Origin of the sequence: Burkholderia gladioli, from assembly GCF_000959725.1 — a bacterium.
GTDB lineage: Bacteria > Pseudomonadota > Gammaproteobacteria > Burkholderiales > Burkholderiaceae > Burkholderia > Burkholderia gladioli.
Genome location: NZ_CP009322.1, coordinates 2056147 through 2068138, shown reverse-complemented (window position 1 = coordinate 2068138; position 11992 = coordinate 2056147). Strand labels below are relative to the sequence as shown.

11 protein-coding genes are annotated in these 11992 nt (G+C 69.7%); 8 read left to right on the top strand and 3 right to left on the bottom strand.

What is annotated here, in order from left to right; genetic code table 11:
• Positions 1 to 58: 58 nt before the first annotated feature.
• Positions 59 to 862 (top strand): transporter substrate-binding domain-containing protein, encoded by an 804-nt coding sequence (locus BM43_RS09265; protein ID WP_036055771.1) that lies wholly within the window; start codon positions 59 to 61, stop codon positions 860 to 862.
• Between the two features lie 113 nt (positions 863 to 975).
• On the top strand, positions 976 to 1791 hold the full coding sequence (locus BM43_RS09260; protein ID WP_036055772.1) for an alpha/beta hydrolase: 816 nt from the start codon (positions 976 to 978) through the stop codon (positions 1789 to 1791).
• A 110-nt stretch (positions 1792 to 1901) separates the two neighbouring features.
• On the opposite strand, the gene BM43_RS38545 is transcribed toward BM43_RS09260, so the two are convergent.
• Positions 1902 to 2054, bottom strand: a complete 153-nt coding sequence (locus BM43_RS38545) for a DUF6726 family protein (protein WP_308729303.1) — start codon at positions 2052 to 2054, stop codon at positions 1902 to 1904.
• Positions 2055 to 2304: 250 nt separating this feature from the next.
• A complete protein-coding gene (locus tag BM43_RS09255) occupies positions 2305 to 3222 on the bottom strand; it encodes a LysR family transcriptional regulator (protein WP_036055773.1) in 918 nt (305 codons plus the stop codon).
• Positions 3223 to 3322: 100 nt separating this feature from the next.
• On the opposite strand from BM43_RS09255, the gene BM43_RS09250 reads away from it, so the two are divergent.
• From BM43_RS09250 to BM43_RS09230, 5 genes are all read left to right on the top strand, one after another.
• Positions 3323 to 5014: an FAD-dependent monooxygenase gene (locus tag BM43_RS09250; protein WP_036055774.1), complete on the top strand. Its 1692-nt coding sequence runs from the start codon at positions 3323 to 3325 to the stop codon at positions 5012 to 5014.
• A 69-nt stretch (positions 5015 to 5083) separates the two neighbouring features.
• On the top strand, positions 5084 to 6433 hold the full coding sequence (locus BM43_RS09245) for an MFS transporter (RefSeq protein WP_036055775.1): 1350 nt from the start codon (positions 5084 to 5086) through the stop codon (positions 6431 to 6433).
• Positions 6434 to 6470: 37 nt separating this feature from the next.
• Positions 6471 to 7319, top strand: a complete 849-nt coding sequence (locus BM43_RS09240; protein WP_036055776.1) for a fumarylacetoacetate hydrolase family protein — start codon at positions 6471 to 6473, stop codon at positions 7317 to 7319.
• Positions 7320 to 7397: 78 nt separating this feature from the next.
• Positions 7398 to 8327, top strand: a complete 930-nt coding sequence (locus tag BM43_RS09235; RefSeq protein ID WP_036055777.1) for a VOC family protein — start codon at positions 7398 to 7400, stop codon at positions 8325 to 8327.
• A gap of 56 nt (positions 8328 to 8383) precedes the next feature.
• Positions 8384 to 9523, top strand: a complete 1140-nt coding sequence (locus tag BM43_RS09230) for a porin (protein ID WP_036055778.1) — start codon at positions 8384 to 8386, stop codon at positions 9521 to 9523.
• 59 nt (positions 9524 to 9582) lie between these two features.
• Here BM43_RS09230 and BM43_RS09225 read toward each other — a convergent pair whose 3' ends face one another.
• Positions 9583 to 10650, bottom strand: a complete 1068-nt coding sequence (locus BM43_RS09225; RefSeq protein WP_036055780.1) for an SDR family oxidoreductase — start codon at positions 10648 to 10650, stop codon at positions 9583 to 9585.
• A 199-nt stretch (positions 10651 to 10849) separates the two neighbouring features.
• On the opposite strand from BM43_RS09225, the gene BM43_RS09220 reads away from it, so the two are divergent.
• On the top strand, positions 10850 to 11737 hold the full coding sequence (locus BM43_RS09220; protein WP_013690817.1) for a helix-turn-helix transcriptional regulator: 888 nt from the start codon (positions 10850 to 10852) through the stop codon (positions 11735 to 11737).
• The last annotated feature ends 255 nt before the right edge of the window (positions 11738 to 11992 follow it).

Here is an 11992-nt window from a genome sequence, read left to right as displayed (position 1 = left end):
TTCCGACGTGCGCCGGTCATGTTCAAAAATATTCCGCCTTTCGTCAGGGAGACAAGCAATGAAGGTTTCGAAGCCGATGTTCAAGCTCGCGTGCATCGCGGCATGGTTCGGCGTGGCGGCCGGCGCGGCCCAGGCCGCCGACCTGCTCGACACGGTCAAGCAGGCGGGGGTGCTCAAGATCGCGATGGAAGGCACCTATCCCCCCTTCGATTCGCGTGACGCCAGCGGCAACCTGGTCGGTTTCGACGTCGACGTCGCCAAGGCGGTGGCGGCTCGCCTGGGCGTGAAACCCCAGTTCATCGCCACCGAATGGAGCGGCATCCTCGCCGGCCTGCAGGCGGGCAAGTACGACGTGATCGTCAACGAGGTGACCATCACCCCACCGCGCAAGCAGGCGCTCGACTTCAGCCAGCCCTACGTCTATTCGGCGGCCCAGCTGATCCAGCGCGCCAAGGACGACCGGCGGTTCGGCAGCCTGGCGGAATTCAAGGGCGACAAGAAGCTCGGCGTGACGCTCGGCACCAACTACGACGCGATGGCTCGCGCGGTGCCCGGCATCAACGCGCAGACCTACCCCGGCGCGCCGGAGAAGCTGAGCGACCTGGTCAACCGCCGCATCGACGCCACGCTCGACGACCGCCTGATGGTGCCGTACCTGCTCAAGACCACCCAGCTGCCCTTGCGCGCCGGCGCCGTGGTGCCCGGCGGCGGCCAGGAGATGGGCATTCCGTTCCGCAAGGGCAACCCGAAGTTCGCCAAGGCGCTCGACGACGCCATCAGCGCCATGAAGCAGGACGGCACGCTCAGGAAGATCTCGGTGCAGTGGTTCGGCGTCGATACCTCGGTGCCGGCGGCGAACTGATCGGCACGAAGTGTCGTCCCGCCGCCGGAAGCGCGGCGACGTTCGTTCGGCCCGTGCCGTCACGAACTCGATCGACTCCTTATACTGGCGCGTCTCCACTCTCCTGACGCGCGATGTCGATCAAGCGGATTCTCGTTTCTTGTCTGGCGATTGCCGTCGCGGCCTACCTGGCCGCGGGGGCGGCGCTCTACCTGCTGCAGGACCGCAGGCTGCTGCCGGCCACGCCGCCCGCGGTCGATCCCACCAGCGTTTCGCATCCCGGCGAGCGCGTCGAGCCCTGGCAGGTCGGCGGCCAATACGCCGGCTACCTCGTCACGCCCGAGCGCGTCGCGCCGCGCGGCAGCGTGATCGTCTATCACGGCAACGAGGAATCGGCCGAAACCAAGCTGCCGCTGGCCGAGATCTTCGTGCATGCCGGCTATCGCGTGGTGATCGCCGAGTACCCGGGCCATGGCCGGCGCGCCGGCGCGCGCACCATGCGCGCCGCGCTCGGGGCCTCGCGCGAGACGCTGGCGGCCACGCGGGCGCGCTGGCCGGGCGCGGTCTGGCTGGTGGGCGAATCGCTCGGCGCGGGGATGGCGGCGCGCGTGGTGCAGGGCAACGAGGAGGTGCTGGCCGGCGTGGCGCTGATCACGCCCTGGGACACGCTCGCCTCGGTGGCGGGGGAGAAGTACCCGATGTTCCCGGTGCGCTGGATGCTGCACGATGGTTTTGATTCGATCGCGGCGCTGTCGGCCTATCGCGGGCCGCTGGTGGTGATCGGCTCGGTGCGCGACACGCTGATCCCGGTGGCGCATGCCGAGCGGCTGGCGAGCCTGCATCCGGGCAGCCGGCTGATGCTGCTGCCCGGGGCGAATCACGACGACTGGTTCGAGGCCATGACGGCGCCGCGCTGGCAGCAGGTGCTGCGCTGGATGGGGGCGGCTTGATGCGCGGTGGTCGAGCGATGGCCGTCGCCGAGGCGAAGCCGTGTTCGTCGATGCGAGGCGGCACGAGCTGATGCCGCCCGGCCGCCCGGCCGCTTGCTGCGATCGGGCGATCAGGGATCGACCACGCCCGCGCAGGCATCGGTCGGCAAGGCGGCTACGTGGCCGACCAGCGGCACGGCCTTCAGTCCGGCCGAGGCGACCCGGCAGGGTGCCGCGGCCAGTCCGCAGCCGCCCAGCGCGAGACACAGCGCGCCGCATCCGATCCATCCCGTCGCTCTCGTATGCCACGCCCGCCACGCGGCGCCGCGATGCTTCCCTTCGTCTGCTTGTTCCATGAGGCTCCCTGGCTGGATGGCGCCCCGATCGCCGGGCATGCCGGGCAGGGCGGTCGGCTCGTGCTGGCGAGCCGGCAGGGAAGAAGTCTAGGCAGGGCTCGGTGGTCGGTCTGTGTCGAAATTGTGGCGAATCCGTGTTCGATCATGCGCGGATGTTGCCATCCGTGACGCCGACGGCTTACCGCGCCGGCGCCGCGTCGTCCTGCGCCAGCGTCTGCGCCACCAGCCGGCGGAACCAGCGATGCCCGGCGTCGTTGTGGTGGCGCGCGTGCCAGAACTGCTGCACGGTCAGGTCCGGCAGCTCGATCGGCAGCGGGAACACGTCCACATGGGCCAGCCGCGCGAACAGGGCCGCCAGTTCGTCGGGAATCGCCGCGATGTAGTCCGAATTCGCCACCAGGCTGGGCACCGCCAGCAGGTAGGGCACGTCCACGCCCACCTTCAGGCGCGCGCCGTGGCGGCGCAACTCCTTCTCCAGCAACTGGTTGGTAAGCGCCAGCGTGCCGGCCACCACGTGCTTGCGCTCGACGAATTCCGCCAGCGTCATGCCTCGCTTGCGGCGCGTCGTGCCGCCCTTGACGATCCCCACCAGCGAGCGCCGGAACAGCGGCTGCTGGTGCAGGTTGTCGCCGAGCCTGCCGAGATAGCCGATCGCCAGGTCCAGCGCGCCGTCCTGCAGCGCCCCCGCCAGCTCCGGCGAAGGCAGCTGGATCGGCTTGAGCACGGCGCCCGGCGCGCGCTCGTGGAAGGCCGCGAGCAGGCGCGGCAGCAGCACGATCACGCCCATGTCGCTCAAGCAGACCGAAAAGCTGCGGGTGGTGGTGGCCGCGTCGAAAGCCTTGGCACTCCATATTTCCTCCTGCACCACCGCCAGCACGTGCTCGACTCCCTTCAGCAGCCGCTCGCCCACGGCGGTGGGCGCCATCACCGGGCCCGCCCGCACGAACAGGTCGTCCTGGAACAGCACCCGCAGCTTGCCCAGCGCGTGGCTGACGGCGGGCTGGGTCAGGCCGAGGCGGTCGGCGGCGCGCGACACGCTGCGCTCCTCGGCGAGCGCTTGCAACACGTACAGGAAGTTCAGGTCGGGCGTGTTCATGTATGCATTCGATTCATTCTGGATATGAAATTCATTGTATGGATTTATAGAGGCCAGGCGATTAATTTTGCATCCGGCTTCGAAAAAACAGGAGACGGAAGTGCTGGATTGCGATGTGATCATCGTCGGCGGCGGCCCGGTGGGGCTGTTCCTCGCCGCCGAACTGGGGCAGCGGGGCGTGAGCGTCGAGCTGTTCGACGCCAAGGACGGCACCAGCCGCCATCCCGCCGCGAATGCCAATAGCGCGAGGACCATGGAGCACTTCCGGCGCATCGGCATCGCCTCGCGGGTGCGCTCGCTGGGCCTGCCCGCCGACTACGCGCCCGACATCGCCTACTTCACCTCGATCGCCGGGCACGAACTGGCGCGGCTGCCTCAGCCCACCTCGCGCGAGGCGGTCGAATGGGCCAGGGGACACGCCTTCACCTGGCCGACGCCGGAGCCGCCGCATCGCTGCTCGCAGCTCTACGTCGAGCCGGTGCTGCTCGAGGCGGCGCGCAGCCATGCCGCTTGCCGCGTGCATTTCTCCTCGCGCGTGGTCGGCTTCGAACAGCACGAGGATGGCGTGCTGGCGACGGTCGAGCTCGACGCCGTGGAAGGCCGCGAGGCCGCCACTCGCACCGTGAGCGCGCGCTACCTGATCGGTTGCGACGGCCCGCGCAGCTTCGTGCGCAAGTCGCTCGGCATCCGCTTCGAGGGCATGGCCGGCGAGCGGCGCGAATTCATGGGCGGGCAGATGGATGCCGTGTACTTCCATGCGCCGGCACTCTATCGCGCGAGCCGCCGCCCGCCGGCCTGGCAGTACTGGACCTTCGGCCCGCGGCAGCGTGCGCTGGTGATTGCCGTCGACGGCGCAGGGGATTTCATCATGAACGTGCAACTGCGCGACGGCGAGGCGGCCGATGCGCAGGACGTGCGTGCCCGCATCGCCGAGGCGATCGGGGCCGAGGTGCCCTTCGAGCTCAAGAGCCGCTCGACCTGGACGGCGGGCTTCGCGCTGGTGGCCGAGCGTTTCTCCGAGCGGCGGATCTTCCTGGCCGGCGACGCGGCGCACCTGTTCACGCCGACCGGCGGCCTGGGCTACAACACCGGCATCGACGATGCCGCCAACCTCGCCTGGAAGCTCGAGGCGATGGTCAAGGGCCTGGCCGGCGAGGCGCTCGGCGCGAGCTACGAGGCGGAACGGCGCCCGGCCGCGCTGCGCAACACCGCCTTCGCGCGCGGTTTCGCCGACGGCATCGGCCATGTGAGCCTGCCCGCGGCCGCCTATGAAGCGAGCGCCGCCGGCGAGGCCGCGCGTGCCGCGATCGGCGAGTACCTCGCGTTCCATGCCCGGGCCGAATTCGTGATTCCGGGCGTGCACCTGGGCACGCGCTACGAGGCTTCGCCGCTGGTCGAGGCCGAGCCGGGCGCGGCGCCGCCCGACGCGGCCAATCTCTACCTGCCGAGCGCGCGCGCCGGGCATCGCGCGCCGCACGTCTGGCTGGCCGACGGCGCCTCGCTCTACGACCGCCTCGGCCCGGGCTTCACGCTGCTCTGCACCGGCGCCGAGGGCGCGGCCTTCGACCCGCAGGCGGTGCAGCGGGCCGCGCGCGCGCTGCCGCAACTCGCGGTGCTGCGGCTCGACGACGAAACGGAGCTCGCGCAGGCCTACCAGGCCCGCTACGTGTTGATCCGCCCCGACCAGCACGTGGCCTGGCGCGGCCGCGCGCTAGACGGCGGTTTCGAGGCGGCGGCCTGGCGCAGCGTCGGTCATGCGCGGCGGCAGGAGGCGGCCCACGCCATGCAGTGAGCAGTCTTAACCAAAGGTTCGCGGCCGCTCGACGGAAACGACGAACCCCGACAAGCAGGAGACAAGACCATGCAAGCGCAATCCGTATCACCGCCGGGCGCCGTCGAGGCCGCGAAGGCTTCCTCGCTACCCCTGCTCACGCTCGTGCTGTGCTTCCTCGTGGTGGCGGCCGACGGCTTCGACGTCGCCTCGGTCGGCTACGTCGCGCCGCTGCTGAGATCGGCCTGGGCGCTGACGCCCGCGCAGCTCGGCCCGATCTTCGGCGCGGGGCTGTTCGGCCTCACGGTGGGCAGCTTCCTGTTCGGGCCGCTGGCCGATCGCGTCGGCCGCAAGCGCGTGATCGCGATCTCGCTCTTGCTGTTCGGCCTGGGCAGCCTGGCCTGCGCCTTCGCGCCCAGCGCGGGCTGGCTGGTCGCGCTGCGCTTCCTGACCGGCGCGGGGCTCGGCGGGGCGATGCCCAACGCGATCACGCTCTCCTCGGAGTTCAGCCCGGCGAAGGGCCGCGCGATGCGCGTCACGCTGATGTTCTGCGGCTTCACGCTTGGGTTGGCGGGCGGCGGCCTGGTCGCCTCGCTGCTGCTGCCGAGCTTCGGCTGGCAGGGCGTGTTCGTGTTCGGCGGCCTGTTCCCGCTGCTGCTGGTGCCGGTGATCTGGATCTGGCTGCCCGAATCGCTGCGCTTCATGGCGGGCAAGCCGCGCCACGAAGCGGAGGCGCGCCGCGTGATCGCGCGCCTGAGCGGCGATGCGAACACGCCGATCGAACGGCTGGTGCCCGAAGGCGAGCAAGCCGACAGCCGTGCCGGAAACGCGATCGGCCTGCTGTTCTCGCCGCGCTATCGCACCGGCACCTGGCTGCTCTGGCTGGCCTTCTTCTGCACCTTGTGGGTCTATTACCAGGTCAGCAGCTGGCTGCCCACGGTGATCACCGGCGCGGGCATCAGCGCCTCGCACGCGGCCCGCGTCGGCGCCATGCTGCCGCTGGGCGGCACCCTCGGCTCGCTCGTCAACGCGCGCCTGATGGATCGCATGAATCCCTTCTTCGTGCTGAGCGGCTCGTATGCGATCGCCGCCGTGGCGGTCGCCCTGATCGGCGGCGCGATCGGCCATCCCGCGCTGGTCTACCTGACGGTGTTCATGGCCGGCTTCGGGCTGTCCGGCGCGCAGACCGGCGCGAACGTGCTGGTGGCCGGCTTCTACGCCACCGCGGCGCGCGCCACCGGCGTGAGCTGGGCGCTCGGCGTGGGCCGCATCGGCTCGATCATCGGCTCGATGACGGGCGGCCTGCTGCTGGTCGAACTCCCTGCGCCGACGGCGGCCTTCGCGGTGTTCGCCGCGCCGGTGGTGGTGGCCGGCCTCGCCATGTTCGCCACCGGCTGGCTCTACCGGGCAGGTGGCCCGGACGGCGCGGCGCGGGCGTGACGGAACTTTTCAATCTCTTTGCAACGAGGATGTGGATATGCGCTTGGTGAATTTCATGATGGATGGACGTGCCACGCTCGGCGTGCGCGATGGCGACGCGGTGCGCGTGCTCGGCCACGAGACGCTGGAGACGCTGCTGGCGCGCGGCATCGACCTGGCCGAGTGGGCGAGCGCCCAGGACGATGGGCGCCGGCTGCCGGTGGACGGCCTGCACTGGCTGCCGCCGCTGCGGCATCCGCCGAAGATCCTCTGCGTCGGCCTCAACTTCGCCGACCACACCAGGGAGAGCAACTACGAGCAGCCGGCCTATCCGACGCTGTTCCTGCGCGTCGATACCAGCCTGGTGGCGCATGGGCAGCCGATGATCCGCCCGGCGGTGAAGGATTCCGAGGGCCTCGATTTCGAGGGCGAGATCGCCGTGGTGCTGGGCCGGGGCGGGCGCCATATCGCCAGGGAGCGGGCCCTCGATTGCGTGGCGGGTTACGCGCTGTTCAACGACGGCTCGGTGCGCGAGTACCAGTTCAAGACGCCGCAATGGACCGTCGGCAAGAACTTCGACGCCACCGGCGCCTTCGGCCCGGAGCTGATCACGTCGGACGAGCTGCCGCCCGGGATCAAGGGGCTGCGGCTGGAAACGCGGCTGAACGGCGAGCTGGTGCAGTCGGCCAGCACCGACGACCTGGTGTTCGACGTCGCCACGCTGATCAGCATCATCAGCGAGGCGATCACCCTGGAGCCCGGCGACGTGATCGTCTCGGGCACGCCCTCGGGGATCGGCTGGGCGCGCACGCCGCGGCTGCTGATGAAGGCCGGCGACGTCTGCGAGGTCAGCGTCGAGGGCATGGGCACCCTGCGCAATCCGATCGCGGACGAAGCGGCCCGCTGAGGGCGAGAACGGGGACATCGACACCGGAATCGAACCAGAGCATCGAACCAGATGCATCGAACCAGGACAGGAGACATCATGAGCGAACCGGTAGCGCCGTCGGCCCGGGCCGGCGTGCATTCGATCGATCACTTCGCCTTGAACGTGCCGTCGATCGACGAGGCCGAGCGTTTCTACACCCGCTTCGGCCTGGACGTGCGCCGCGCCGGCGCGCGGGGCGAGGAACTCGAACTGCGCGCCGGCGACGGCCGGCGTTGGGCGCGCGTGCTGCCCGCCGCGCGCAAGTCGCTGGCTTACCTGAGCTTCAACTGCTACGAAGCCGATCTCGACGCGCTGCTGGCGCAGACGCGGGCGGCGGGAGGCAGGCTGACGACGGGCGAGGGGCCCGGCTTCTGGTTCCACGATCCCGACGGCAACCTGGTCGAGGTGAAGCCCGGCCCCAAGACCAGCCCCGCGTCGAAGATCCCTCACTCGGTACCGGGCACGCCGGCCGACCGGCGCGGCAACTGCACGCGCGCCGAAGTCCGGCAGGTGCGCCCGGGGCGCCTCTCGCATGTGCTGCTGTTCTCGCCCGACGTGTCGCGCGCGCTGGATTTCCACGGGCGCGCGCTGGGCCTGCGCCTGTCCGATCGCTCGCTCGACCTGATCGCCTTCACGCATGCCCCGCACGGCAGCGACCACCACCTGCTGGCGTTCGCCAAGAGCAGCGCGCGCGGCTGGCATCACGCCGCCTGGGACGTGGAGGACGTCAACCGCGTGGGCGAGGGCGCGGCGCAAATGGCGGCGGCCGGCTACACGCGCGGCTGGGGCACCGGGCGGCACGTGCTCGGCTCGAACTATTTCCACTACGTCGAGGATCCCTGGGGCTCGTTTTGCGAGTACTCGGCCGACATCGACTATGTCTCGGCGGGACAGGCGTGGCCCGCCGGCGATTTCGACCCGGAGGATTCGCTCTATATGTGGGGGCCGGCAGTCCCCGACAACTTCACTCGAAACAGCGAGGTGTGACGCTCATCATCGCTGTTCGCGCGGGACCCAAAAAAACCACATGAATGGACGGAGACATGAAGTGCACAAGGATGATGGCGGCCGGCGCGCTCGCGCTGGGCTGCGGGAGCGCCTGCGCGCAAGGCAGCGTGACGCTGTACGGCATACTCGATACGGGCCTCGAGTTCGTCACGCATGCCGGGCCGAGCGGCAAGAGCCTGGTGCGGATGCCCGGCATCACCGGCTCGGTGCCCTCGCGCTGGGGCCTGCGCGGCACCGAGGACCTGGGCGGAGGTTATTCGGCGAGCTTCGTGCTCGAGGACGGCTTCAACCTGCGTGGCGGCGACCTCAACCAGGGCGGCCGCCTGTTCGGCCGGCAGGCCTGGGTCGGCCTGGCGAATCGCTACGGCACGCTCAGCTTCGGGCGGCAATACACCATGTCGTTCTGGGCGATCGTCGATGCCGATGCGCTGGGGCCCGACATCTACGGCGGCGTCGGCTCGATCGATTCGTACATCCCCAACGCGCGCAGCGACAACACCATCGCCTACAAGGGCAGCTTCGGCGGCGTGACGCTGGGCGCGACCTATTCGTTCGGGCGCGATTCGGCTGGCACCGGCAACTCGCCGGGGCAGGGCACCTGCGCGGGATCGATCCCGGGGGATTTCAACGCGTGCCGTCAATGGTCAGTACTCCTGCGGTACGACGCCGGCAGCTTCGGGGTGGCGGCGGCCTACGACGAGCAGCGCGGCGGCCCCGGCGCGGCTGCCAACCTGTTCAACGGCAGCGCGGCGATCCCGCTCACCCATAGCGGCGACAAGGACGCGCGCACCCAGCTCAACGGCTATCTCAAGCTCGGGCCGGTGAAGCTCGGCGGCGGCTGGCTGGGGCGGCGCGTGGTGGTCGGCACGCCGGGGCTGCAGGGCGTGCATACCGACATCTTCTACCTGAGCGGAACCTGGTTCGTGACGCCCACGGTGATCCTCGACGGCGGCGCCTATCGCACCATCGACACGGCCCAGGACACGCGTGCCACGCTGGCCGCGCTGCGCGGCACCTACCTGCTGTCCAAGCGCAGCAGCGTGTACCTGCAAAGCGGCTACGTGTTCAACAGCGCGAGGGCGCGCTACACGCTGAGCCAGGGCGGGCCCGGTGCCACGCCCAATGCCGGCGTCGGCCAGCTCGGCATCATGGCGGGAATTCGGCATTCGTTCTGAGCCGGAACCTAGGCGTCGGCGGCTCGGCCGGCGGTTGCCCGGCGCGCCGCCTTCACCGTTCACCGCGGAATCACCCGCTCCTGCCTGAGCCGCTCGAACAGCGCGAAGAACGCATCGGGCGTGCTCTGGTAATCGAGGAAGCCCGCCTTGCGGCTCTTGCTCATGTCGGTCAGCACTTCCATCGGGCGGCCGAGATCGGCATCGGTATGCCACCACGAGGCCAGCTTGCCGAGCTCCGGCTCGCGCAGCTGGAAGCGGGCGGCGATCTCGCTCCACGCCGCTCCGGCATCGCCCATGCGCGCCTCCAGCGGACGCGGTTGCCCGTCGAAGGGCACCGCCTCGATGCCGAAATAGTCGGCCAGTTGCGACCACATCCATTTCCAGCGGAACACGTCGCCGTTGACGACGTTGAAGGCCTCGTCACGGGCGTTGTCGGAATCGGCCGCCCATTCCAGGTGGCGGGCCAGCAGCCGGGCATCGGTCATGTCGGTCAGGCCGTTCCATTGCGCCTCGGAACCTGGGAACCGGAAGGGCTGGCCGGTCTCCCGGCACAGCGTGGCATAGACGGCCAGCGTCACGCCCATGTTCATCGCATTGCCGATCGCATGGCCGATGATGGTGTGCGGGCGATGCACGCTCCAACTGAAGCCATGGCGCCGCGCGGCCTCGAACAGCCGGTCTTCCTGCTCGTAGTAGAAGTTTTCCACGGGCTGCCGGCCCTGTTCCTCGCGAAACGGCGTGAGCGGCACCGCGCCGGTCGCATAGGCCTCGAAGGGGCCGAGATAGTGCTTGAGGCCCGTCACCAGCGCGGCATGCTCGATGCTGCCCGAAGGCCCCACGGCATCCAGCACGTGACGCACCATGGCGCCGTTGACGCGGATATTCTCCTTCTCCGTGGCCTGGCGGGCCCAGGCCGTGAAGAACACGTGGCTGAAGCTGCGGCCCGCCAGCGCCGCCTGCACCGAAGCCGCGTCGCCGAGGTCGGCCACGATTGGCTCGATGTCGGGCGAGACGGCCGTGCGCCCGCGCGACAGGCCGGCGACCTGCCAGCCGCTCGAGCGCAGCTGGTCGGCCAGGTTGGAGCCGACGATGCCGCTCGCGCCAATGATGAGTGCCCGTTTTTCCATGGAATGAAGCCTCGGATGAGAAGGGTTGATCGAGCCGGCCGGCTGCCGCGTTCCGGCGCGCCATCTATAATCGCGCGCTGCGCTCGGGTGATGGGGCACCGTCCCGGCCGAGCGCGGAATGTGGCATGAATCAAGCGGTGCATCCAGCAACTGCCATTCCTGGTATTGGCAGTGACAGGGTGGCTGCCGGAGAAGCGAAATGGAAAAGCAGCAACGCCTGGACGAACTGGGTGATTTCCTGCGGACGCGCCGCGCGCGGCTGCGGCCCGAGGATGTGGGGCTGCCCGCCGGCAGCCGCCGCAAGACACCCGGCCTGCGGCGCGAGGAGGTGGCCGAGCTGGCCGGCATCAGCATGACCTGGTATGCCTGGCTGGAGCAGGGCCGCGAGGTCAACGTCTCGTTCAAGACCGTCGAGAGCCTGGCGAACGCGCTGAGGCTGCCGCCGCACGAGCGCCGGCACCTGTTCGAACTGGCCAATCACTATACGCCGCCCGGCCCCTATCCGGTGGTGCAGAACGTGACCGGCACGGTGCGCCGCATGCTCGACCAGCTCGGGGCGATGCCGGCCTACGTGGTGGACGGCAACTGGAATTACGTGGGCTGGAACGAGGCGGCGCGGCGCGTGTTCGGCGACTTCGGCGCGATGCCGGCGCCGCGCCGCAACCTGCTGTGGTTCACCTTCCAGCAGGACGGCGCGCGTTCGCTGTTTCTCGATTGGGACGCCTACGCGAAATGCGTGCTCGCGCAGTTTCGGGGCGACTACATCCTGCGGCCGGCCGAGGACGTGTTCCTGCGCGAGCTGGTCGAGGAACTGATCGACAGCGACCCGGATTTCCGCCTCTGGTGGGCCGAGCACGAGGTGCTCGAACGCAGCGACTGGCGCAAGCGCATCGCGCATCCACGGGCGGGGCGACTGGAACTCGACGCGCTCTCGCTCGAGGTACCCGATGCGCCGGGCATGCGGATCATGGTGTATGCGCCGGCGCCGTCGACCGATACGGCGCGGCGGATCGCGGCCTTGATGGCGAGCGCGGATCCGTCGGCGACATCGCGCGAGTCGGCGGAGTCGGTGAAAAAGACCGCCTGAAAGAACGACCGGAAGCACGCTCCGGTATCCCGATCGGCGCGGGAAAATGTGAATAAGCTCGCCGCGACCGGCGCCGCCCGGAGCCGCTCCCATTGCCTCGATCCCTTTGCCAGCAAGGCTGTCGGGCCGATCGCGAGGCACCGTTACGCCGCGCCGCGATGCGAGTAGGAAACGCGAAGGATCGATCGTATTCTTGAGTGCGACGGATTCGTCACATTCGGGGCAGGCCGGAAGCGAAACGAGGGTTTCGCCGGC